Source organism: Pseudomonas sp. NY15181 (assembly GCF_048068055.1).
In the GTDB taxonomy this organism is placed as follows: domain Bacteria; phylum Pseudomonadota; class Gammaproteobacteria; order Pseudomonadales; family Pseudomonadaceae; genus Pseudomonas.
In genome coordinates this window covers 17,873-40,732 of the sequence record NZ_JBLUPT010000001.1, presented here as the reverse complement: position 1 = coordinate 40,732, position 22,860 = coordinate 17,873, and the positions used below count along the sequence as shown (strand labels likewise).

Genomic DNA, 22,860 nt, shown 5'->3' with positions numbered 1-22,860 from the left:
ACGCCGCCAACGCGGCGATGGCGATGGGGAGAACCCGCAGCGTAGGCACTGTGGACGCCCGGTGCGCCCACTATCAGGTCTCTGAATGCGTGCGGCGGCCGTTGGCTGATGGATGGGGGGGCAGGGTTTGGACGGAAGGTTTCGCGAGCTGGCTATTGGAGCTGGCTGCGCGCGAGGGTGTCAGCCTGACGTATCGGCGGCCCTCACCCTAACCCTCTCCCAGAGGGAGAGGGGACCGTTCGGCGCAGGATGGAACCATGGCGCCAGACGGCACGATCGACTCCCTCTCCCTCAGGAGCGGGGCGCGCAGCCAGGGCTGGGGTGAGGGAAGCCCACGCGCCAATACCCGCTCAGAGCGCCGTCGGCATCCGCTCGCACAGCTTCGCCAGCGCCGTGGCCCAGAGCTCCTGATCGTTCAGGCAGGGCACCAGCACCAGCTCTTCCCCACCCGCCGCGCGGAACTGCTCGCTGCCACGCTGGCCGATTTCCTCCAGCGTCTCGATGCAGTCGGCGACGAAGGCCGGGCACATCACCAGCAGACGCTTCACGCCCTGCTTGCCGAGCAGGTCCAGTTGCGCCTCGGTGTAGGGCTCGATCCACTTGTTGCGGCCCAGGCGCGACTGGAAGGACACCGACCAGCGCCCCTCCTCCAGCCCCGCCCCCGCGGCGAAATCCTCCGCCGTGCGCAGGCACTGGCTGCGGTAACAGACCGCCATCACCTCATCGCGCACGCCTCGGCTGGAGCTGGCGGCGAGGTCGTGGCTCTTGTCCTTCACCAGCTTGCGGATGTGCGACTCGGGCAGGCCGTGGAAGCTCAGCAGCAAGTGGTCGTAGGGTTGCGAAAGGTACGGTTTCACGCTGTCCACCAGCGCCTGGCGGTACTCCGCCTCGGCGTAGAACGGCGGCAGCACCTTCAATTCGAATTTCAGGCCGCGCTCGCGCATGACCCGGCGCGCTTCCTCGATGGCGGTCGTGGTGGTGCTGTCGGCGAACTGCGGGTAGAGCGGCGCGAAGGTCACCTGGGTGACGCCCTGCCCGCTCAGGCGCAGCAGGGCCGACTCGATGGACGGCTCGCCATAGCGCATGCCCAGCTCCACCGGCCCATGCGGCCAGTAGGGGCGGATCGCCTCCTGCAGGCGGCGGCTGAGCACGATCAGCGGCGAGCCCTCGTCCCACCAGATCGACGCATAGGCATGGGCCGACTCCTCGGGGCGTTTGCGCAGGACCAGCGAAACCAGCAGGCGACGGATCGGCCAGGGCAGGTCGATCACGTAGGGGTCCATGAGGAACTGATCGAGGTAGCGGCGCACGTCCTCGACCTGGGTGGAAGCCGGCGAACCCAGGTTGACCAGCAGGAGGGCGTTTTGGGTCATGCAATGTCCTTGGAATCGGTTCACGATCTCGCCGGGCAGGCCCGGCGGGGCTGCGCAGTTTACACGCAGCGAATAGACGCACGGCCTGTCGGCATTGCCGCAGGGCGCGATGGTTCAGCCTTGTCCGCGCAGCACGTCCGCGAGGGCGTCCTGCAACTCGGGGAAGCGGAAGGTGAAATCCGCATCGAGCAAACGGCGTGGCACCACCCGCTGTCCGCCCAGCAGCAGCACCGCCATCTCGCCGAGCATCAGGCGCAGGGCGAAACCGGGCACCCTCAGCACGGTCGGCCGGTGCAGCGCGCGCCCCAGCTCGCGGGTGAAGTCGCGGTTGCGCACCGGCTGCGGCGCGCAGGCATTATATGGACCCTCGGCATCGGCCCGCTGCAAAAGAAAATCGATGAGGGCGATCTGGTCTTCGATATGAATCCAGGACATCCACTGTCGACCGTCTCCCAGCTGGCCGCCCAGTCCCATGCGGAATGGCGGCAGCATGCGCTTGAGGAAGCCCCCCTCGGGCGCCAGTACCAGCCCGGTGCGCACCAGCACCACGCGAATGCCCAGCGCCTTGGCCTCCCTTGCGATCTGCTCCCAGGCCAGGCACAGCTCGCTGGCGAAATCCTCGCCAGCCGCCGCGCTGTTCTCCTCCAGCGGCCGCTCGCCGGCATCGCCGTACCAGCCCACCGCCGAACCGTTGATCAGCACACTGGGGCGCTGGCTGCGCGTCTCCAGCCAGGCCAGCAGACGCTCGGTCAGACCTACCCGGCTGTCCCACAGCAACGCCTTGCGTTTCGCGCTCCAGGGCTTGTCGGCGATGGGCTCGCCGGCCAGATTGACCACTGCGTCCAGCGGCGCGTCGCCGTACTCCTGGAAATCGGCGATCCCGCGCACCTGCTCACCGCACAACGCGGCGACCCGCTGCGGCTGGCGGCTGAGCACCGTCAGGCGATGCCCGGCGGCGCTCCACTGGCGGCAAAGCCGGCGACCAATCAATCCGGTACCACCGGTCAACAAAATATGCATGGCGAACTCCTTGTCAGTGTGTCCCACCTACCCTCAGTCTGGACGAGACGGCGGCGCTTGCACCTGCCCCTGACAGCGCGGAAGGTCTACGCTTTATTTGCCGGAACCGACCGCGCTCATTCATGAAGGAACCGATGACGCGCAGAAGGTTCCGATGATCGGACTCTTGCCGATCACGGGTGCGCTGGCAGCCGAACCATTGTACAGATCAAACCATTTGTACAAGCCTACCGCGCTCGTTACTCTGAAATAGACAACCAACGAGGCACGTCATGAGCGCCCCCATTGCCATCATTGGCACCGGTATCGCCGGACTCTCGGCCGCCCACGCCCTGCGGGACGCCGGACAGGAAGTCCAGCTCTTCGACAAGGGTCACGGCAGCGGCGGCCGCATGGCCAGCAAGCGCACCGAAGCCGGTGCCCTCGATCTCGGCGCGCAGTACTTCACCGCCCGCGATCGACGCTTCCTCGACGCCATCCAGAAATGGCGCGAACAGGGCTGGGTAGCCGAATGGGATCCGGCCCTGTACCAGTACCGCGACGGCGAACTGAGCCCGTCGCCGGACGAACAACCCCGCTGGGTCGGCACCCCGCGCATGAGCGCGATCACCCGCGCCCTGCTGCAGGACCAGACCGTCACCTTCTCCTGCCGCATCACCGAGGTCTATCGCGGTGAGGAGCACTGGCACCTGCAGGACGCCGAGGGTCAGACCCACGGCCCCTACAGCCGCGTGCTGATCGCCACTCCGGCGCCCCAGGCCGCCGCGCTGCTGGCCAGCGCGCCGAAGCTGGCGGCGGCGGCGGCGAGCATCCCTATGGAGCCGACCTGGGCCGTGGCCCTGGGCTTCGCCGAGCCTCTACAGACCCCGGTACAGGGCTGCTTCGTGCACGAAGGCCCGCTCTCCTGGCTGGCCTGCAACCGCTCCAAGCCCGGCCGCGACGGGCAGCTCGACACCTGGGTGCTGCATGCCAGCAGCAGCTGGAGCAAGCAGAACATCGACCTGCCCAAGGAGAGCGTGATCGAGCACCTGCGCGGCGCCTTCGCCGAGCTGATCGGCTGTGCCGTGCACGCCCCCGACTTCGCCCTCGCCCACCGCTGGCTCTACGCCCGGCCGATGGAGGCCCACCAGTTCGGTGCGCTGGCCGACGCCGACCTGGGGATCTACGCCTGCGGCGACTGGTGTCTCTCCGGGCGCGTCGAAGGTGCCTGGCTGAGCGGTCTGGAAGCGGCCCGCCGTCTTCTCGAGCATCTCTGAGCCCGCCACGGTCTTCTCTTGAGAGAAGGCCGTGGAATCCCCTCGCCCGCCCGGCAACCTTGTACAAGGTCTTTGCACCTGTACAAGACAGGGCCTATCCTTACCGATAGTTGTACAAAAAATCAAACCTGTACAAGAAATCGGTCGCCCTCATGCCCAACACCACGCCACGTCCCCAGCTCGGAATCAGCGCCTGCCTGCTGGGCGAGCCGGTGCGCTACAACGGCGGACACAAGGCCTCGCGCCTGTGCCTGGATGTGCTCAGCCGCCACTTCGATTTCGTCCCGGTATGCCCGGAGGTCGCCATCGGCCTCGGCGTGCCACGACCGACCCTGCGCCTGGTCGGTGACCACGACTCTCCGAGGGCGGTGATCCAGCGCGAAGGCGACCGCGACGTCAGCGAAGCCCTGCGCGACTTCGGCCGCGAGCAGGCCGGTCGGCTGGAGGACATCTGCGGCTACATCTTCATGCAGCAATCGCCCTCCTGCGGGCTGCAGCGGGTGAAGCTCTATCGTTCCGACGGCCATGCGTGTCCGCCGGGGGTTCGCGGGCTCTACGCGGAGGCCTTCTGCGCGGCGCGCCCGGAGTTGCCGGTGGAGGAGGAAGGCCGCTTGAACGACCCGGTGATCCGCGAGAACTTCCTCACCCGCGTGTTCGCCTACGCCGCCTGGCAGAAGCTCTGCACGCAGGGCCTGACTCGCCACGCGCTGATCGGCTTCCACTCGCGCTACAAGTACCAGCTGATGGCCCACAACCCTCGCCAGTACAGCGTCCTTGGCCAGCGTCTGGCGATGATCGGCAACCAGCCGCTGGACGATTTCGCCCCGGCCTACTTCCGCGACTTCATGCGCGCGCTGGGTACCTGCGCCACGCGCGGCACGCACAGCAACGTGCTACAGCACCTGGCCGGCTACCTCAAGCATGACCTGCCTCCTGCGGAGAAAGCCGAGATGCAGCGGCTGATCGGCCAGTACCGCGACGGGGTGATCCCGCTGGTGGTTCCGCTGACGCTGCTCAAGCACCACTTCCGCCGGCATCCACATCCCTACATCGATGCCCAGGCCTACCTTCAACCGCATCCCGAAGACCTGAGCCTGCGCAATGCCATCTGACACGCAGCGCCCCGGTAGGAACGCCATGAATCCCGACCACCTACACCGCGAAGCGGACAACGATTACCGCCAGGCCCTGGCCGAAGGCTGGCTGCCCATCCGCGAGGTCGCGCGGCGCACCGGGGTCAACCCGGTCACCCTGCGCGCCTGGGAACGGCGCTACGGGCTGGTGCTGCCCCAGCGCACGCCGAAAGGGCATCGCCTCTACTCCGAGGCGCAGATCACGCGCATCCAGGCCATCCTCACCTGGCTGGGGCGTGGCGTGGCGGTGAGCAAGGTTCGCGCGCTGCTGGACAACCCCGCCCCGCCCACCGCCGAGCCGGACGCCTCCCCCTGGGACGACCTGCTGCAACACTGCATCGATGCCATCGGCCGGATCAGTGAGCGCCAGCTCGACGAACTGTTCAACGGCGCGCTGGCGATCTACCCCGCGCACAACCTCTGCGAACACCTGATGCTGCCCCTGCTGGAACAGCTGGAGCGGCGCTGGCAGGGCCAGTTCGGCGCGCAACTGGAGCGGGTGTTCTTCCACGGCTGGCTGCGCAGCAAGTTCGGCACCCGCCTCTACCACCACAACCGCCAGCAGCGCGGCGCCCCTCTGCTGCTGGTAAACCACTCCGAACTGCCGCTGGAGCCGGGACTCTGGCTCAGCGCCTGGCTGGCCAGCAGCGCCGGCTGTCCGCTGGAGGTCTTCGACTGGCCGCTGCCGCCCGGCGAACTGGCCCTGGCGGTGGAACGCCTGAAGCCGCGCGCAGTGCTGCTCTACTCCAGCCAGACACTCAACCTCGCCCTGCTGCCGCGCCTGCTGGCCGGCGTCGAGTGCCCCCGGCTGCTGGCCGGAGCCGCCGCGCGCATACACCAGGAGCAACTGGCCGAGGTCGCGGCGCCGCTGCACCTGGCGCATGACCCGCTCGGCGCCCTGCACTGCCTGCGCGAACTCGGCCTGCTCAATGGGGAGCCGGCATGAGGCGGCAACTCGTCTGGCTGCGCACCGACCTGCGCCTGCGCGACAACACCGCCCTGGCAGCGGCGGCCGAACGTGGCCCGGTCATCGCCCTGTTCCTGCTCAGCCCCGGCCAATGGCGCGAGCACGACGATGCCGCCTGCAAGGTGGACTTCTGGCTGCGCAACCTGCGTGAGCTGCGCGCCGGGCTTGCCGAGCTGAACATCCCGCTGCTGGTGCGCACGGCCGATCGCTGGAGCGATGCGCCCCGAGTGCTCGCCGAGCTGTGTCGCCGCCACGAGATCGAGGCGGTACACGTCAACGAGGAATACGGACTGCATGAGGCCAGCCGGGACGCCGCCGTGAAGCGCGAGCTGGCCAGCCAGGGCGTCGACCTGCGCAGCTACCTCGACCAACTGCTCTTCGCCCCCGGCACCCTGCTCACCAAGGGCGGTAGCTACTTCCAGGTCTACAGCCAGTTCCGCAAGCTCTGCTACGAGCGTCTGAACCTGGGCGTTCCCACGTTGCAACCGGCACCGCGCGCTCAAGCGCCGCTGGAGCTGGCCAGCGATCCACTGCCTGAACGCATCGACGGCTTCGAATCGCCCACTGAGGATTTGCGCAGTCACTGGCCAGCCGGCGAAGCCGAAGCCCACGAACGCCTGGACGCCTTCGCCGACGAACGCCTGCGGGGCTACCAGGAGCGCCGCGACTTTCCCGCCGTCGATGGCACCAGCCAGCTCTCGCCCTATCTTGCTGCCGGTGCGCTCTCCCCACGCCAATGCCTGCACTCGGCACTGGCCAATAACCACGGTGAGTTCGAAACCGGCAACAGCGGCGCGGTCAGCTGGATCAACGAACTGCTCTGGCGTGAGTTCTACAAGCACATCCTGGTGGGCTTCCCGCGCGTGAGCCGGCACCGCGCGTTCCGCGAGGACACCGAGAAGCTGGACTGGCGCCACGACCGCCAGGATCTGGAAGCCTGGCAGCAGGGCCGCACCGGCTTCCCGCTCATCGACGCGGCGATGCGCCAGCTCCTCGCCAGCGGCTGGATGCACAACCGCCTGCGCATGGTGGTGGCGATGTTCCTCACCAAGAACCTGCTGATCGACTGGCGCGAAGGGGAGCGCTGGTTCATGCGCCACCTGATCGACGGCGACCTCGCGGCGAACAATGGCGGCTGGCAGTGGAGCGCCTCCACCGGCACCGATGCGGTGCCCTACTTCCGTCTCTTCAACCCGATCTCGCAATCCGAGCGGTTCGACCCGGACGGCCGCTTCATCCGCCGCTGGCTGCCGGAACTGGCCGGGCTGGAGGGTCGGGCGGTGCACGATCCGTCGAAACTGGGGCTGTTCGGCGTGGGCAGTTATCCACAACCGATGGTCGATCTCTCCGCCACGCGGGCGCGGGCGCTGGAGGCGTTCCGTAATCTGTCGGCCAAGTCCCCGTAGGAGCGGATTTATCCGCGATGTGTCCCGGGCTGGGATATCGCGGACGAAGTCCGCTCCTACAAGAGCCCCTCACCCTAACCCTCTCCCAGGGGGAGAGGGGACCGTTCGGAGCAGGAGGAAACCACAATTCCAGCCGGCACGGATTGCCCCCTCTCCCTGAGGGAGAGGGCTGGGGTGAGGGCAATGGGTTGGCACGGCCTTCCTGGGAGAAAGCATTGGTTTCTACGAAAGACACGCACAAAAAAGCCGGACCCAAGGTCCGGCTTTTTTCGTCAGCGCTCTGTTACAGAGGCTGCGTGAAATAGAGGCTGTAGGACTCGATGCCCTCGTTGGGCTGGCCGAGACCGGCGTTGGAGTAATGGATCGCCCGTACGCCGACAACATGGCCACTGTTGAACTTCACGCCGGTGCCGATGCGGTCCTCGAAGGTCACCGCGCCGCCCAGGTCCTGGTCGCCCACTTCGGAACCGGTGAAGGCGGCGATGCCGATACCCGCCTCGAGGAAGGGTTTGGCCGACTCACCGGAGAACTCGTAACGGAACACCGGGGAGAAAGACAGCGAGTGGCGGCCGCCGGCACGCTCACCGGCCGACCAGTAGGTGTAGCCGGCATCCCAGTAGCCGGTCAGATGCCCCGCGGAGGTTTCCCACCAGCTCTTGTCCCAATCGAAGCTCATGCCCAGGCGATAGGTCATGTCGCTCTGACCGGTCACACCGACGGCGCCGGTAACGCTGGCAGCCTGCGCACTCACAACTTGCCCCAGGGACAGCGCGGCCAAAACGGCCAGCGAAAGTAATTTCTTCATTGAAACATCCTTAATGAGAAAGCCGAATGAAAAATCCCCGCGAATAGCCAAGTATTATAAGACCACTTATCGAACTTGGCCGACAGAGCATGGTCGCTGGCAGGTAATTTTTCTGTCATCCACTGAACGAATTGACCGGTTCGTCACTACCCCACAGCACCGGCATGACCTTCTCCAGCCCCTCGACCGGGCCGCTGGTCCAGAACTCCGTCCGCACCGCCGGCCCCTCCCCCAGCAGCCCGCGTGCCTGCAGCAAACGCTCCAGCTGACGCGCCACCGCCGCGCCGGTATCGATCAGCGAGATATCCTCGGGGATCAGCTCACGCAGCAACGGGCGAAGGAACGGGTAGTGGGTGCAGCCGAGGATCAGCGTGTCGCAGCCTTCGGCCAGCAACGGCTCGACATAGCGCCCCAGCAGCGCGCGCGTCTGCGGGCCGTTCAGGTCGCCGGCCTCGATGCGCTCCACCAGCCCCGGACAGGGCTGGGTGATCACCCGCACATCACCGGCGAAGCGATCGAGCAATGCGGCGAAGCGCGCGCTCTTGAGCGTCCCGGTCGTCGCCAGGACACCGACCACCCCGCTGCGGGTCGCCTCGGCGGCCGGCTTCACCGCCGGCTCCATGGCCACGATCGGCACCTGCGGGTACAGCTCGCGCAGGTCGGCGGCAGCGGCGGCGGTGGCGGTGTTGCAGGCCAGCACCAGCGCCTTGGCGCCACGGACCAGGAGGAAGTCCGCGATGGCGCGGCAGCGCTCGCGGATGTAGTCGGGGGTCTTTTCGCCGTAGGGGATGTGGCCGCAGTCGGCGAGGTAGATCAGCGACTCGTTGGGCAGCTGGGCGCGAATCTCGCGAAGGACACTGAGCCCGCCGACGCCGGAGTCGAAGACACCGATGGGCGCTACATCAGCCATGCGCCACTCCGCACACGGCGCACTGCGGGTCACGCTTGACGCGCAGCTCGCGGAAGCGCGTGCCCAGCGCATCGATCAGCAGCAGGCGCCCCACCAGCGGCTCGCCGAACCCGGCCAGCAGCTTGAGCGCTTCCAGGGCCTGCAGACTGCCCACTAACCCCACCAGCGGACCGACCACGCCGGCCTCGCTGCAGGTCAGCTCGGCCTCGCTGCCGTGGCCGTAGAGGCAGTGGTAGCAGGGGCTTTCCTCGCGGCGCGGGTCGAACACCGAGAGCTGCCCTTCCAGGCGGATCGCCGCACCGCTCACCAGCGGTTTCTTCGCGGCGACGCACGCGGCGTTGACCGCCTCGCGGGTCCCGAAGTTGTCGCAGCAGTCCAACACCAGGTCCACCGCCGCCACCGCGGCGTCGAGGGAATCGGCGTCCAGCGCCTGGCGGTGGGCGACCAGCTTCACGTCCGGGTTGATCGCGGTCAGGCGGGCGATGGCGGAATCCACCTTGCTCGTGCCAACGCTGCCGGTGTCGTGGATGATCTGCCGCTGCAGGTTGGTCAGGTCGACGCTGTCGAAATCAGCCAGGTGCAGCTCGCCGATGCCGGCGGCGGCGAGATACAGCGCCACCGGGGCGCCCAGGCCGCCGAGGCCGACGATCAGCACGCGGCTGTCCTTCAGACGCAGCTGGCCATCGACGTCGATCTGCGGCAGCAGGATCTGCCGGCTGTAACGCAGCAGTTCGTTATCGCTCAGCATGTCCAGTTCCCCAGGCTGATTCGTTCATGGCCACCGAGGTCGCGGCGACTTTCCACGCGGCCAAAGCCACGGGTCAGCAGCAGGTCGCGCACGGCGTCGGCCTGGTCGAAGCCATGTTCGAGCATCAGCCAGCCGCCGTTTTCAAGGTGCGCGGGCGCCTGCTCGACGATCAGGCGGATGTCGTCCAGGCCGTCGGCGCCGGAGACCAGCGCGCTCGATGGCTCGAAGCGCACGTCGCCCTGCGCGAGGTGCGGGTCGGCACTGGGAATGTAAGGCGGGTTGCTGACGATCAGCGAGAAACGCTCGCCGGCCAGCGCGGAGAACCAGTGGCTGGCACGGAAGGCGGCATTGGCCAGGTCCAGGCGTTCGCGGTTGCGCTCGGCCAGGGCCACGGCCTCGGCCACGCGGTCCACGCCCTGCACTTGCCAGGCCGGGCGTTCGCAGGCCAGGGCCAGGGCGATGGCGCCGGTGCCGGTGCCCAGGTCGAGCACGCGGGCCGGTGTCGCCGGCAACAGCCCAAGGGCAGTCTCCACCAGCAGTTCGGTGTCAGGGCGCGGGATCAGGGTGTGCGGCGCCACTTCCAGGTCCAGGCTCCAGAAGCCCTGGCGGCCGAGGATGTAGGCCACCGGCTCGCCGGCCCGACGGCGGGCGAGGAAGCCGTCGAAGAGGTCGTGTGCTTCGCGGCTGACCACACGCTCCGGCCAGGTGCGCAGGAAGCTGCGCGGCTTGCCCAGCGCGGCGGCGAGCAACAGCTCGGCGTCCAGACGCGCGCTGGGCGAGTCCGGCAGTTGCGCCTGGTTGAGCAAGGTCATGATGGTTGCCATGGTCTGTCGCTCTCTCAGTCGCCCGTTCTCTCAATCACCGAGCGCGGCCAACTGGTCGGCCTGGAATTCCTGCAGCAGGGGCTCGATCACCTGTTCCACCGAGCCTTCCATCACTTCCCCCAGGGAATAGAGGGTGAGGTTGATGCGGTGGTCGGTCACCCGGCCCTGCGGGAAATTGTAGGTGCGGATACGCTCGGAGCGGTCACCCGAACCGACCAGCAGCTTGCGCGTGCTGGCGATCGCCTGCTGGGCGGCGGCCTGCTGCTGGTCGTTGAGCTTGGCCGCGAGCCAGGCCATGGCCTTGGCGCGGTTCTTGTGCTGCGAGCGTTCTTCCTGGCACTCGACCACGATGCCCGACGGGATGTGCGTGATGCGCACCGCCGAGTCGGTCTTGTTCACGTGCTGGCCGCCGGCGCCGGAGGAACGGTAGGTGTCCACCCGCAGGTCGGCCGGGTTGATCTCGATGGCCGCCTGCTCGTCCGGCTCGGGCAGCACCGCCACGGTGCAGGCCGAGGTGTGGATGCGGCCCTGGGATTCGGTGGCCGGAACGCGCTGCACGCGGTGGGCGCCGGATTCGAACTTGAGCTTGGCGTAGACGTTGTCGCCCTCGACGCGGGCAATCACCTCTTTATAGCCACCGTGCTCGCCCTCGTTCTCGGACATGATTTCCACACGCCAGCCCTGCTTCTCGGCGTAGCGCGAATACATGCGGAACAGGTCGCCGGAGAAGATCGCGGCTTCGTCGCCGCCGGTGCCGGCACGGATTTCCAGGAAGACGTTGCGGCCGTCGTTGGGGTCCTTGGGCAGCAGCATGCGCTGCAGGCGATCTTCCAGGCCGACCAGCGCGGTCTTGGCCTCGGCCACCTCTTCCTCGGCCATCTCGCGCAGGTCCGGGTCGCTGTCCTTGAGCAGCGCCTGGGCGCCCTCCAGGTCCGACTGCACCTTGCGGAACTCGCGGAAAGCGAGGATGACCGGCTCCACTTCCGCATATTCACGGGAGTAGGCGCGGAACTTGGTCTGGTCGCTGATCACCTCGGCGTCGCCCAGGAGAGCGGTGAGCTCTTCGTAGCGGTCGCTGAGGATGTCCAGCTTTTTCAGGAGGGACGCTTTCATCGCTTGTCAGTGCCCTCCTCGAGGGCGAACAGTTCCTGCGCGACGGCCAGCGCATCGATGCGGCCCTCGGCGGAGAGTTTCTTCATCTGCACGCTGGGCGCGTGCAGCAACTTGTTGGTCAGGCCACGGGCAAGCTGCGCCATGACGTCCATCGGATCGGCACCGTTGGCCAGCAGGCGCTGGGCCTTCTGGATTTCCTCGTCGCGCAGGCGCTCGGCCTGCTGGCGGTAGGCGCGCAGCACGTCGACGGCGGCCAGTTCGCGCAGGCGCGCCATGAAATCGAGCACGCCATCGCCGACCAGCTCCTCGGCGGCCTGGGCGGCGCCCTGGCGGCTCTTGAGGTTCTCGGCGACCACTTCGTGGAGGTCGTCGACGCTATAGAGGTAGACGTCTTCCAGTTCGCCGACTTCCGGCTCGATGTCGCGCGGCACGGCAATGTCGACCATGAACATCGGCTTGTGCCGGCGCTGCTTCAGCGCGCGCTCCACCGCGCCCTTGCCGAGGATCGGCAGCTGGCTGGCGGTGGAACTGATGACGATGTCGCTGTTGACCAGCTCGTCGGGCATGTCCGCCAGTAGGATGGCGCGGGCGCCGAACTGCTCGGCCAGCTGGCTGGCGCGTTCCAGGGTGCGGTTGGCGACCACGATGCGCTTCACGCCCTGCTCGTGCAGGTGGCGGGCGACCAGGGTGATGGTCTCGCCGGCGCCGATCAGCAGCGCCTGGCTACGGCTCAGGTCGCTGAATATCTGCCGGGCCAGACTCACCGCGGCAAACGCCACGGACACCGGGTTCTCGCCGATGGCTGTGTCGGTGCGGACGGTCTTGGCGGTGCTGAAGGTGGCCTGGAACAGGCGGCCGAGCATCGGGCCGATGGTGCCGGCCTCGCGGGCCACGGCGTAGGCGGACTTCATCTGGCCGAGAATCTGCGGCTCGCCCAGCACCATGGAATCCAGGCCGGCGGCGACGCGCATCATGTGGCGCACCGCATCGTCGTCCTGATGCACATAGGCGCAGGCGCGCAGGTCGTCGATGTTCAGATGGTGGTAATCGGCGAGCCAGGCCAGCACGTCACCGGCGTCCGGGTGCTCGATCTCCAGGTAGAGTTCGCTGCGGTTGCAGGTGGACAGAATCGCAGCCTCGCGGCTGGACGTCAGACGGCAGAGCAGTTGCAAGGCCTCGACCATCTGCTCGGGAGTAAAAGCCACGCGCTCGCGGACGGCCACGGACGCGGTCTTGTGGTTGATACCGAGGGCAATGAAGGCCATGCAGGGTCGCTGAGCTGATCGGAAAGCCCGCAATTGTCCTACGTCGCCCAGTGAAGGACAACCACCCGCGACGTATCGCACATTGCAAAGCGTATACAACCCCCGATGCCGCGCTTGCCCATGGGATTGCCACATTCCTTATGTCATGATGGGCGCTATTTCGCAGGTTAGGCCATCATCCTTCCTCTATGAACAAGTCTCTTGCGCTGCTGACTGCTCTGCTGCTGCTCGGCGGCTGCCAGTCCCTTTCCCATAAAACCCCGGAGGGTTCTTCCGCCGAGAAGGACAAGGCCGCCGCTGCCCAGAAGGAACAGAAGTACGGTTCCTTCAGCGAAGAGACCCTGTATTCGCTGCTGACCGCGGAACTCGCCGGCCAGCGCAACCGCTTCGACATCGCCCTCACCAACTACGTCGAGCAGGCCCGCGCCACCCAGGACCCGGGCGTCGCCGAGCGTGCCTTCCGCATCGCCGAGTACCTGGGCGCCGACCAGGAAGCCCTGGACACCTCGCTGATCTGGGCCAAGGCCGCGCCGGACAACCTCGACGCCCAGCGCGCCGCCGCCATCCAGCTGGCGCGCACCGGGCAGTACGACGAATCCATGGTGTACATGGAAAAAGTCCTCAACGGCCAGGGCGACACCCACTTTGATTTCCTTGCGCTGTCCGCCGCCGAGACCGACCCGGATACCCGCGCCGGCCTCCTGCAGAGCTTCGACCGCCTGCTGAAGAAGTACCCGGACAACGGCCAGCTGCTGTTCGGCAAGGCCCTGCTGCTGCAGCAGGACGGCCGCCCGCAGGAAGCCCTGCACCTGCTGGAAGACAACTCGGCGAGCAAGCACGACGTCGCCCCGCTGCTTCTGCGCGCGCGCCTGCTGCAAAGCATGAAGCGCAGCGACGAAGCGCTGCCGCTGCTGAAGAACGGCATGAAGGAGCACCCGGACGACAAGCGCGTGCACCTGGCCTACGCCCGCCTGCTGGTGGAGCAGAACCGCCTGGACGAAGCCAAGGCCGAATTCTCCGCGCTGGTCGAGCAGTTCCCCGATGACGACGACCTGCGCTTCTCCCTGGCGCTGGTCTGCCTCGAAGCCCAGGCCTGGGACGAAGCCAAGGTCTACCTGCAGGAGCTGGTCGAGCGCGACAGCCACGTCGACGCCGCCCACTTCAACCTGGGCCGCCTGGCCGAGGAACAGAAACAGCCGGACACCGCCCTGAAGGAATACGCCCTGGTCGGCCCGGGCAACGACTTCCTCCCGGCGCAGCTGCGCCAGACCGAGATCCTGCTCGACCAGAAGCGTGTCGACGAAGCCTCCCGCCGCCTCGCCGAGGCCCGCGAGCGCCAGCCGGACTACGCCATTCAGCTGTACCTGATCGAGGCCGAAGGCCTGTCCAACCGCGACCAGGTGGACCGCGCCTGGAACGTCATCCAGCAGGGCCTCAAGCAGTTCCCGGACGACCTCAACCTGCTCTACACCCGCTCCATGCTGGCCGAGAAGCGCAACGACCTGTCGCAGATGGAGCAGGACCTGCGCCTGATCATCCAGCGCGAGCCGGACAACGCCATGGCGCTCAACGCGCTGGGTTACACCCTGGCCGACCGCACCACCCGCTACAGCGAAGCCCGCGACCTGATCCAGAAGGCCCATTCGCTGAACCCGGACGACCCCGCGATCCTCGACAGCCTGGGTTGGGTCAACTACCGCCTGGGCAACCTCAGCGAAGCCGAAGGCTACCTGCGCAAGGCGCTGGAACGCTTCCCCGACCACGAAGTCGCCGCCCACCTGGGCGAAGTGCTCTGGGCCCAGGGCAAGCAGAGCGAAGCCCGCAAGGTGTGGGCCGCCGCCCTGCAAAACCAGCCCGACAGCACCGTCCTGCGCGACACCATGAAGCGCCTGACCGGTTCCGGAACCCTCTGATTTATGCGTCTACGTCACCTCCTCGGCGCCGCCGCACTTGCCCTGCTCGCCGGCTGCGCAGGCTTCGGCAGCCACGAATCCCTGGAAGGCCAGGGCAACGCCACCGCCTGGAACGCCCACAAGACTCAGATCGCCGCCCTCGACGGCTGGCAGATCGACGGCAAGGTCGGCATCCGCGCGCCCAAGGATTCCGGCAGCGGCACCCTGTTCTGGCTGCAACGCCAGGGCTATTACGACATTCGCCTGTCCGGCCCGCTGGGCCGTGGCGCGGCGCGCCTGACCGGGCGCGAAGGCGCGGTGACCCTGGAAGTCGCAGGCCAGGGACGCTATGAAGCCGCCACGCCGGAAGAACTGCTGGAACAACAGATGGGCTGGCGCCTGCCGGTGTCCCACCTGCTCTGGTGGATTCGCGGCCTGCCCGCGCCGGACAGCAAGAGCCGCCTGACCCTCGACGGCGACAGCCGCCTGGCCAAGCTCGAACAGGACGGCTGGGAAGTGGAATACACCCGCTACAGTGAGCAGGACGGCTACTGGCTGCCCGAGCGCCTGAAGCTGCACGGCCAGGACCTCGACGTGACCCTGGTGGTGAAGACCTGGCAGCCGCGCCAACTGGGCCACTGACATGCAGGACCGCCTGATCCTGCCGGCCCCGGCCAAACTCAACCTGTTCCTGCACATCAACGGTCGCCGTCCCGACGGCTACCACGAACTGCAGACTCTCTTCCAATTCCTCGACCACGGCGACGAGCTGCATTTCGCCCTGCGCGAGGACGGCCAGATCCGCCTGAACACCGAGATCGAAGGCGTTCCCCACGACAGCAACCTGATCGTCAAGGCCGCCCGCCGGCTGCAGGAACAATCGGGCTGCAAGCTGGGCGCCGACATCTGGCTGGACAAGCGCCTGCCCATGGGCGGCGGCATCGGTGGCGGCAGTTCCGACGCCGCCACCACCCTGCTCGGCCTCAAGCAACTGTGGAACCTCGACTGGGACGAAGACCGCCTCGCCGCGCTGGGCCTGACCCTGGGCGCCGACGTGCCGGTGTTCGTGCGCGGCCGCGCGGCCTTCGCCGAAGGCGTCGGCGAGAAGCTCACGCCTGTTGAGCTGGAGGAGCCCTGGTTCCTCGTCGTCGTGCCGCAAGTCTTTGTCAGCACAGCAGAAGTTTTCTCCGATCCCGAGTTGACACGGGATACTCCGCCCATTAAAGTTCGCAGCCTTCTCGGGGTGGACGGTCATAACGACTGCCAGCCGGTCGTCGAGAAGCGTTACCCGGATGTACGTAACGCACTGATCCAGCTAGGTAAATTTACCGAAGCGAGATTGACCGGCACCGGAGCTTGTGTGTTTGGGAGCTTCCCAAACAAGGGCGATGCTGATAAAGTTCGCCGCCAACTTCCGGCCACTCTGCCAAGTTTTGTTGCCCAGGGGCGTAACATCTCGATGTTGCACCGCAAGCTGCAAGGCCTGGTCTGAGAAGAAAGCAATGTAATCGGTTGTACGATACAGGGGCGTCGCCAAGCGGTAAGGCAGCAGGTTTTGATCCTGCCATGCGTTGGTTCGAATCCAGCCGCCCCTGCCATTAACCCACAGGGTTACACGTACAGCGTCAACGAACACATTGCTCCGCAAGTTGTAAGCTACAGGGGCGTCGCCAAGCGGTAAGGCAGCAGGTTTTGATCCTGCCATGCGTTGGTTCGAATCCAGCCGCCCCTGCCATTTTCTTCTGGCTCAACCGGGCCTACCCTCAAGCCGACACAGGTACCGCAGCGTGTCCAAAATGATGGTTTTCACGGGGAACGCCAACCCCGATCTGGCACGCCGTGTCGTACGGCAGCTGCACATCCCCCTCGGTGACGTTTCTGTCGGTAAATTCTCCGACGGCGAGATCAGCGTTGAAATCAACGAAAACGTTCGTGGTAAGGACGTCTTCCTGATCCAGCCGACCTGCGCACCGACCAACGACAACCTGATGGAACTGGTAGTGATGGCCGATGCCTTCCGCCGCTCCTCGGCGACTCGTATCACGGCCGTTATCCCCTACTTCGGTTATGCCCGCCAGGATCGCCGTCCGCGTTCCGCCCGCGTGGCCATCAGCGCCAAAGTCGTTGCCGACATGCTGACCGTCGTAGGCGTCAACCGCGTCCTCACCGTTGACCTGCACGCCGACCAGATCCAGGGCTTCTTCGATATCCCCGTCGACAACATCTACGGTTCGCCCGTACTGGTCGACGACATCGAAGACCAGCGCTTCGAGAACCTGATGATCGTCTCCCCGGACATCGGTGGCGTAGTGCGTGCTCGCGCCGTCGCCAAGTCCCTGGGCGTGGACCTCGCCATCATCGACAAGCGTCGTCCGAAGGCCAACCAGTCCGAAGTCATGCACATCATCGGTGATGTCGAAGGCCGTACCTGCGTACTGGTCGACGACATGGTCGATACCGCCGGCACCCTCGGCCACGCCGCCAAGGCTCTGAAAGAGCACGGCGCCGCCAAGGTCATCGCCTACTGCACCCACCCGGTGCTGTCCGGCCGTGCCATCGAGAACATCGAAAATTCCGTACTGGACGAGCTGGTGGTGACCAACACCATCCCGCTGTCCGCTGCTGCACAAGCCTGTGGCCGCATCCGCCAGCTGGACATCGCTCCGGTTGTCGCTGAAGCCATGCGCCGCATCAGCAATGAAGAATCGATCAGCGCCATGTTCCGCTAAGGCGGGACAGAGCTGACGTAAAGCGCCCCGTCACGTCGATGGGGCATAAGCAAAATCGCCCGAACGCTGGTCGCAAGCGTCCGGGCGATCTTGTCATTCTGGAGATAGTCAAATGGTTGATTTTGTACTCAATGCTCAAGAGCGTTCCGACCTGGGGAAAGGTGCGAGCCGCCGCCTGCGTCGTAACGACGGCCTGATCCCGGCTGTGGTCTACGGTGGCGAGAAAGCCCCGCAATCCCTGACCCTGGAACTGCGTGAAGTTGCCAAACTGCTGGAAAACGAGGCTGCCTTTAGCCACGTGATCACCCTGAACGTCGGTGCCGCCAAGGAAACCGTACTGATCAAGGCCCTGCAGCGTCACCCGTCCAAAGGCTTCGTCATGCACGCTGACTTCCAGCGCGTCGTTGCCGGCCAGAAGCTGACCGCTCACGTTCCGCTGCACTTCATCAACGAAGCCACCGCTGTTGGCGTCAAGGTTGGTGGCGGCGAGATCTCCCACGTGATCGCCGAAGTCGAAGTTTCCTGCCTGCCGAAAGACCTGCCGGAATTCATCGAAGTCGACCTGGCCAAGGTAGAACTGGGTCAGATCGTTCACCTGTCCGACCTGAAACTGCCGAAAGGCGTAGAGCTGGTGCAACTGGCCCACGGTAACGACCTGGCCGTCGCCAACATCCACGCTTCCCGCGTAGTGAAAGAAGAAGGCGAAGGCGCTGCCGAGTAATCGCGCGCACCATTGCCTTTAAGGAAGGGGCCCCCGTCGTGACTGCCGTACAACTGATCGTTGGCCTGGGAAATCCAGGCCCTGAATACGACCAGACCCGGCATAACGCGGGGGCCCTTTTCGTTGAGCGACTGGCGGACGCGCAACGCGCGAACCTGTCGCTGGACAAGAAGTACTTCGGCCGGGTTGGCAAGTTCAACCACAAAGGCCGCGACGTTCGTCTGCTCATCCCCACCACCTACATGAACCGCAGCGGCCAGGCCGTGGCGGCGCTCGCCGGATTCTTCCGCATTCCGGTCGAAGCCATCCTGGTGGCCCACGACGAACTCGACATGCCTCCCGGCGTCGCCAAGCTCAAGAAGGGCGGCGGACACGGCGGGCACAACGGGCTGCGCGACATCATCGCCCAACTCGGCAACCAGAACGGTTTCCATCGCCTGCGGCTTGGCATCGGCCATCCGGGGCACAGCAGCCTGGTCTCCGGTTTCGTTCTTGGCCGCGCCCCGCGCGCCGAACAGGAACTGCTCGACACCAGCATCGACTCCGCCCTCGGCGTGCTGCCGGAAATGCTCGACGGGGACTGGACCCGCGCGATGCAGAAGCTGCACAGCCAGAAGGCCTGATTACACCTCTATTTCCGCCACCTGGCGCGAGGGACCTAACATGGGATTCAACTGCGGCATCGTCGGCCTGCCCAACGTCGGCAAGTCCACCCTGTTCAACGCCCTGACCAAATCCGGCATCGCGGCGGAAAACTTCCCCTTCTGCACCATCGAGCCGAACAGCGGCATCGTACCGATGCCCGACGCCCGCCTCGATGCGCTGGCTGCGATCGTCAACCCCGAGCGCGTGCTGCCGACCACCATGGAATTCGTCGACATCGCCGGCCTGGTGGCGGGCGCCTCCAAGGGTGAAGGCCTGGGCAACAAGTTCCTCGCCAACATCCGCGAGACCGACGCCATCGCCCACGTGGTGCGCTGCTTCGAAGACGAGAACGTCATCCACGTCTCCAACAGCGTCGACCCCAAGCGCGACATCGAGATCATCGACCTCGAACTGATCTTCGCCGACCTCGACAGCTGCGAGAAACAACTGCAGAAGGTCGCTCGCAACGCCAAGGGCGGCGACAAGGACGCCCTGGCGCAGAAAGCCCTGCTGGAAAAGCTCATCCCCCACTTCAGCGAAGGCAAACCCGCCCGCTCGCTGATGAAGAACATGAGCGATGACGAGAAGCGCGCCGTGCGCGGCTTCCACCTGCTCACCAGCAAGCCGGTCATGTACATCGCCAACGTCGCCGAAGACGGCTTCGAGAACAACCCGCACCTGGACATCGTCCGCGCCATCGCCGAAGAAGAAGGCGCCATGGTGGTGCCGGTGTGCAACAAGATCGAAGCCGAAATCGCCGAACTGGACGACGGTGAAGAGAAGGACATGTTCCTCGAGTCCCTCGGCCTCGAAGAGCCGGGCCTGAACCGCGTGATCCGCGCCGGCTACGAACTGCTGCACCTGCAGACCTACTTCACCGCCGGCGTGAAGGAAGTCCGCGCCTGGACCGTCCGCGTCGGCGCCACCGCCCCGCAGGCAGCCGGCGTGATCCACACCGACTTCGAAAAAGGCTTCATCCGCGCCGAAGTCGTCGCCTACGACGACTTCATCCAGTTCAAGGGCGAACAGGGCGCGAAGGAAGCCGGCAAATGGCGCCTGGAAGGCAAGGACTACATCGTCAAGGATGGCGACGTGATGCACTTCCGCTTCAACGTCTAAGCGCCCGCCAGACCCGAAAAGCCCCGGCCACCCGCCGGGGCTTTTTTATGCCCTCGTTCTTCGTAGGAGCGAGCTTGCTCGCGAACATCCCAGCCCCCACATTCCCCGTCCGCGCCCAGGAAGCCGCCCTCCCCGCCCGGCAATCCCCGAAATCAGGCCTTTCCGCCTAAACGATTGATAGATCAGAAAAATATTCAAGAAAAGGGGTTGACACCCCCCCTCGATCTGCGGAAAATGCGCGCCACTCGGCTACATAGCTCAGTCGGTTAGAGCGCAGCATTCATAATGCTGATGTCCCAGGTTCAAGTCCCGGTGTAGCCACCATATCTCGAAAGGGGTTTAGCGAAAGCTAAACCCCTTTTCTTTTGCCTACGAGAAATCTGCTTCCCGCCCCTCAATCAACTCCACCGAATCATTCCTCGTGTCATTCACCCGCAACGACACCCGGTGCCCTACAAAATCCTCCCGCGCATGGTGAATCAGGTCGCCCAGCGCTTCTCCGCGTGTGGCAGTGGATAACCATTCCTCGAAGTTCTCCGGCGCCAGCACCACGGGCATGCGATTGTGGATGTGCTCGATGCTCGGGGCTGCGGATCGGGTCAGCAGGGCGCAGGAAAGGACGGGGTCGCCATTGGGGTTTATCCACAGGGACCAGAGGCCGGCGAAGGCGATGATGGGGTCGGCGGGGCTGTGGATGAAGTACGGCTGGTGGACCTGGCGGCCAGCGGGGTTGCGTACAGCTTCCTTCTCGTTCCATTCGTACCAGCCCAGTGCGGGCATCAGGCAGCGGGTGGCACGCAGGGCGTGGCGCCAGAGAGGCTTGCCGGCGGCTTCCTCGCTGCGGGCGTTGAAGGAGAAGCGCGGCGGGGTGGACTCCTTCCACCAGGTGGGGATCAGGCCCCAGCGGGCGGGCAGCAGTTCGAGTTGGCCGCCCTCGTCCTGGCGCAGGATGGGGACGGTCATGGTCGGGGCGACGTTGTAGCAGGCTTCCAGCCAGCGCGGCGGCGTGCGGGCGCCGATGTGCCAGTAGCGTTCGATGGCGGCCTCTTCGAGGCTGACGTAGCGTCCGCACATGCCGGGCACCTTGGGGAGGATGGTGCTTTCAGCGTAGTTCCCGGCGGTGGTCAGCGGACATCGTGGTGACCGGCGAGATCGGTCAATCAGTCCAGGCGCTGCAACACGCCCTGCCCAATCACCTTGGTGGTCTCCCCGCCGAAGTCCACACTCCCCTCCTCCCGCAGGAAGCCATCCACCGCCGCATCGATGCGGTCGGCCAGCTCGGGGAGTTGCCAGTGATGCCGCAGCAACATGCCGGCGCTAAGGATGGCAGCCAGCGGATTGGCGCGGCCGCTGCCGGCGATGTCGGGGGCGCTGCCGTGGACGGGCTCGGCCAGCGCGATGCCGTGGCCGAGGTTGAGCGACGGGGCCATGCCGAGGCCGCCGCCCCAGTGGCTGGCGAGGTCGGAGAGGATGTCGCCGAAGAGGTTGGTGGTGACGATCAGGTCGAAGGCTTCGGGGCGTTCCACCAGTTGCAGGGCGGCGACGTCGACCAGGCGTTCGTCGAGCACGTTGCTCCAGCCGTCTTCCACCAGTCGGTCCCGGCAGGTATCGCGGAACAGGCCGCAGGTGAGCGGGAGGACGTTGGCCTTGTGGACCAGGGTGATGCGCCGGGCGCCGCGCTGGCGGGCGATGCGCGAGGCGTCGGCGGCCAGGCGGTCGCAGGCGGCGCGGGTGATGACCCGTTCGGCGATGGCGACGCCTTCGGATTCCCAGTGTTCGCGGCCACTGTAGAGGCCTTCGCTGTTCTCGCGCAGGATCAGCAGGTCGACGCCGGGGTGGGACGAGACGTGCGGGCGGCTGCGCACCGGGCGCAGGTTGAGGCTGAGAGCGAGTTCCTGGCGCAGGGTAAGGATGGCGCTGCGGTAGCCTTCGACGCGGTGGCTGGGCGAGGAGACGGCGCCGAACAGGCCGGCACCGCAGGCGCGCAGGCGGGCCAGGGTGGCGTCGGGCACCGAGACGCCGTGCCGCTCGAAGCAGTCCCAGCCGGCTTCGGCCTCTTCCACCCGCAGGTCGGGCAGCAGTCGCAGCAGGACCTTGACCGCCACCGGTACCACTTCGCGGCCGATGCCGTCGCCGGGAATCACGCACAACCGATGCATCGCTGACCTCCGCTCGCTGTCTGTCCTTTCATGATCCGCCCGCGCCTCTCGCGGGAGGGCGCAGGCGGACAGCCGGCTCAGAGTTGCCCGAGCGGGCGCAGGCGGTATTGCGGCGGCAGTTGGTCGAGGCCGCTGACGGTGACGTTGAGGTTCTTCCAGCGACCGTCGTTGATGCCGTAGATGCAGCCATGTACGGAGAGCGGCTGGCCGCGGTGCCAGGCGTTCTGGACGATGCTGGTGTGGCTGACGTTGGCCACCTGCTGGATGACGTTGAGTTCGCAGAGGCGGTCAACGCGCTCGTCTTCCTTCTCGAACTGGCCGAGGTGCTCGCGGTATTCGTAGGCGAGGTCGCGGATGGTGCGCAGCCAGCCGTCGATCAGGCCGAACTGGCGATCCTGCAGGGCGGCGCGCACACCGCCGCAGCCGTAGTGGCCGGTGACCAGGATGTGCTTCACCTTGAGCACGTCGACGGCGTACTGGATGACCGACAGGCAGTTGAGGTCGGTGTGCAGCACGACGTTGGCGACGTTGCGGTGGACGAACAGGTCGCCGGGCAGCATGCCGACGATCTCGTTGGCCGGCACGCGGGCGTCGGAGCAGCCGATCCACAGGTATTCCGGGGTCTGCTGCCGCGCCAGTTTGGCGAAGAAGTCCGGGTCTTCCCGCTTGATCGCTTCGGCCCAGCGTTCGTTGTTGTCGAACAGTTCCTGCAGATCGCTCATGGTCGGCTCCTCATCGTTGGCTGCCGCACCTTACGCAGCGCGGACGCGCCTGA

21 protein-coding genes, 3 tRNA genes and 1 pseudogene are annotated in these 22,860 nt (G+C 66.2%); 14 read left to right on the top strand and 11 right to left on the bottom strand.

The genetic code is table 11. The features are described from left to right. Positions 1 to 350: 350 nt before the first annotated feature. Both hemH and ACNFBT_RS00195 read right to left on the bottom strand, forming a co-directional pair. On the bottom strand, positions 351 to 1,373 hold the full coding sequence (gene hemH / locus ACNFBT_RS00200) for a ferrochelatase (RefSeq protein WP_416745361.1): 1,023 nt from the start codon (positions 1,371 to 1,373) through the stop codon (positions 351 to 353). Positions 1,374 to 1,487: 114 nt separating this feature from the next. Further along, positions 1,488 to 2,393: a TIGR01777 family oxidoreductase gene (locus tag ACNFBT_RS00195; RefSeq protein ID WP_416745359.1), complete on the bottom strand. Its 906-nt coding sequence runs from the start codon at positions 2,391 to 2,393 to the stop codon at positions 1,488 to 1,490. Positions 2,394 to 2,665: 272 nt separating this feature from the next. Between ACNFBT_RS00195 and ACNFBT_RS00190 the strand changes: the two genes are divergently transcribed. The 4 genes from ACNFBT_RS00190 to phrB all read left to right on the top strand — a co-directional run bounded on the left by ACNFBT_RS00190 (position 2,666) and on the right by phrB (position 7,155). Next, entirely contained in the window at positions 2,666 to 3,649 is a 984-nt protein-coding gene (locus ACNFBT_RS00190) for an NAD(P)/FAD-dependent oxidoreductase (RefSeq protein ID WP_416745357.1), read from the top strand. 152 nt (positions 3,650 to 3,801) lie between these two features. Then, on the top strand, positions 3,802 to 4,761 hold the full coding sequence (locus ACNFBT_RS00185; protein WP_416745356.1) for a YbgA family protein: 960 nt from the start codon (positions 3,802 to 3,804) through the stop codon (positions 4,759 to 4,761). A 25-nt stretch (positions 4,762 to 4,786) separates the two neighbouring features. Beyond that, complete coding sequence (locus ACNFBT_RS00180; RefSeq protein WP_416745354.1) at positions 4,787 to 5,728, top strand: MerR family transcriptional regulator; 942 nt, start codon at positions 4,787 to 4,789, stop codon at positions 5,726 to 5,728. After that, entirely contained in the window at positions 5,725 to 7,155 is a 1,431-nt protein-coding gene (gene phrB / locus ACNFBT_RS00175) for a deoxyribodipyrimidine photo-lyase (RefSeq protein ID WP_416745352.1), read from the top strand. The genes ACNFBT_RS00180 and phrB overlap by 4 nt, the downstream gene beginning before the upstream one ends. A 283-nt stretch (positions 7,156 to 7,438) precedes the next feature. Here phrB and ACNFBT_RS00170 read toward each other — a convergent pair whose 3' ends face one another. From ACNFBT_RS00170 to hemA, 6 genes are all read right to left on the bottom strand, one after another. Further along, complete coding sequence (locus tag ACNFBT_RS00170; protein WP_416745350.1) at positions 7,439 to 7,960, bottom strand: acyloxyacyl hydrolase; 522 nt, start codon at positions 7,958 to 7,960, stop codon at positions 7,439 to 7,441. A gap of 115 nt (positions 7,961 to 8,075) precedes the next feature. Further along, on the bottom strand, positions 8,076 to 8,870 hold the full coding sequence (gene murI, locus ACNFBT_RS00165; RefSeq protein WP_416745348.1) for a glutamate racemase: 795 nt from the start codon (positions 8,868 to 8,870) through the stop codon (positions 8,076 to 8,078). Beyond that, a complete protein-coding gene (locus ACNFBT_RS00160; RefSeq protein ID WP_416745346.1) occupies positions 8,863 to 9,618 on the bottom strand; it encodes a molybdopterin-synthase adenylyltransferase MoeB in 756 nt (251 codons plus the stop codon). The genes murI and ACNFBT_RS00160 overlap by 8 nt, the downstream gene beginning before the upstream one ends. After that, on the bottom strand, positions 9,612 to 10,442 hold the full coding sequence (prmC, locus tag ACNFBT_RS00155) for a peptide chain release factor N(5)-glutamine methyltransferase (protein ID WP_416745344.1): 831 nt from the start codon (positions 10,440 to 10,442) through the stop codon (positions 9,612 to 9,614). Before prmC ends, ACNFBT_RS00160 begins: the two co-directional genes overlap by 7 nt. Before the next feature lie 30 nt (positions 10,443 to 10,472). Beyond that, positions 10,473 to 11,555, bottom strand: a complete 1,083-nt coding sequence (gene prfA / locus ACNFBT_RS00150) for a peptide chain release factor 1 (RefSeq protein WP_416745343.1) — start codon at positions 11,553 to 11,555, stop codon at positions 10,473 to 10,475. Then, entirely contained in the window at positions 11,552 to 12,820 is a 1,269-nt protein-coding gene (hemA, locus tag ACNFBT_RS00145) for a glutamyl-tRNA reductase (RefSeq protein ID WP_416745341.1), read from the bottom strand. The genes prfA and hemA overlap by 4 nt, the downstream gene beginning before the upstream one ends. 145 nt (positions 12,821 to 12,965) lie before the next feature. Between hemA and ACNFBT_RS00140 the strand changes: the two are divergent. The 10 genes and pseudogenes from ACNFBT_RS00140 to ACNFBT_RS00095 all read left to right on the top strand — a co-directional run bounded on the left by ACNFBT_RS00140 (position 12,966) and on the right by ACNFBT_RS00095 (position 20,250). Then, a pseudogene (locus ACNFBT_RS00140) lies at positions 12,966 to 14,733 on the top strand (tetratricopeptide repeat protein). Positions 14,734 to 14,736: 3 nt separating this feature from the next. Next, positions 14,737 to 15,354, top strand: coding sequence for a lipoprotein insertase outer membrane protein LolB (gene lolB / locus ACNFBT_RS00135; protein ID WP_416745339.1), 618 nt, complete (start codon positions 14,737 to 14,739; stop codon positions 15,352 to 15,354). 1 nt (position 15,355) lies between these two features. Continuing rightward, positions 15,356 to 16,204 carry a 4-(cytidine 5'-diphospho)-2-C-methyl-D-erythritol kinase gene (ispE, locus tag ACNFBT_RS00130; RefSeq protein WP_416745337.1) on the top strand — a complete coding sequence of 283 codons (849 nt, stop codon included), beginning with the start codon at positions 15,356 to 15,358 and terminating at the stop codon, positions 16,202 to 16,204. Positions 16,205 to 16,235: 31 nt separating this feature from the next. Further along, a tRNA-Gln gene (locus ACNFBT_RS00125) sits at positions 16,236 to 16,310 on the top strand. A 62-nt stretch (positions 16,311 to 16,372) separates the two neighbouring features. Beyond that, positions 16,373 to 16,447: transfer RNA gene (locus ACNFBT_RS00120), tRNA-Gln, on the top strand. A 52-nt stretch (positions 16,448 to 16,499) separates the two neighbouring features. Then, entirely contained in the window at positions 16,500 to 17,441 is a 942-nt protein-coding gene (locus ACNFBT_RS00115) for a ribose-phosphate pyrophosphokinase (RefSeq protein WP_015478849.1), read from the top strand. A 112-nt stretch (positions 17,442 to 17,553) separates the two neighbouring features. After that, positions 17,554 to 18,162 carry a 50S ribosomal protein L25/general stress protein Ctc gene (locus tag ACNFBT_RS00110; protein ID WP_416745334.1) on the top strand — a complete coding sequence of 203 codons (609 nt, stop codon included), beginning with the start codon at positions 17,554 to 17,556 and terminating at the stop codon, positions 18,160 to 18,162. Between the two features lie 38 nt (positions 18,163 to 18,200). Beyond that, positions 18,201 to 18,785 (top strand): aminoacyl-tRNA hydrolase, encoded by a 585-nt coding sequence (pth, locus tag ACNFBT_RS00105; protein WP_416745332.1) that lies wholly within the window; start codon positions 18,201 to 18,203, stop codon positions 18,783 to 18,785. 40 nt (positions 18,786 to 18,825) lie between these two features. After that, the gene (ychF, locus tag ACNFBT_RS00100) at positions 18,826 to 19,926 is read left to right on the top strand and encodes a redox-regulated ATPase YchF (protein WP_416745330.1); all 1,101 of its coding nucleotides are present in this window, start codon (positions 18,826 to 18,828) and stop codon (positions 19,924 to 19,926) included. Positions 19,927 to 20,173: 247 nt separating this feature from the next. Next, a tRNA-Met gene (locus ACNFBT_RS00095) sits at positions 20,174 to 20,250 on the top strand. 45 nt (positions 20,251 to 20,295) lie between these two features. Here ACNFBT_RS00095 and ACNFBT_RS00090 read toward each other — a convergent pair. From ACNFBT_RS00090 to can, 3 genes are all read right to left on the bottom strand, one after another. Then, the gene (locus ACNFBT_RS00090) at positions 20,296 to 21,000 is read right to left on the bottom strand and encodes an SOS response-associated peptidase (RefSeq protein ID WP_416745328.1); all 705 of its coding nucleotides are present in this window, start codon (positions 20,998 to 21,000) and stop codon (positions 20,296 to 20,298) included. Between the two features lie 86 nt (positions 21,001 to 21,086). Then, positions 21,087 to 22,085: an isocitrate/isopropylmalate dehydrogenase family protein gene (locus ACNFBT_RS00085; RefSeq protein ID WP_416745326.1), complete on the bottom strand. Its 999-nt coding sequence runs from the start codon at positions 22,083 to 22,085 to the stop codon at positions 21,087 to 21,089. A 77-nt stretch (positions 22,086 to 22,162) separates the two neighbouring features. After that, a complete protein-coding gene (gene can, locus ACNFBT_RS00080; RefSeq protein WP_416745324.1) occupies positions 22,163 to 22,807 on the bottom strand; it encodes a carbonate dehydratase in 645 nt (214 codons plus the stop codon). Positions 22,808 to 22,860 lie beyond the last annotated feature (53 nt).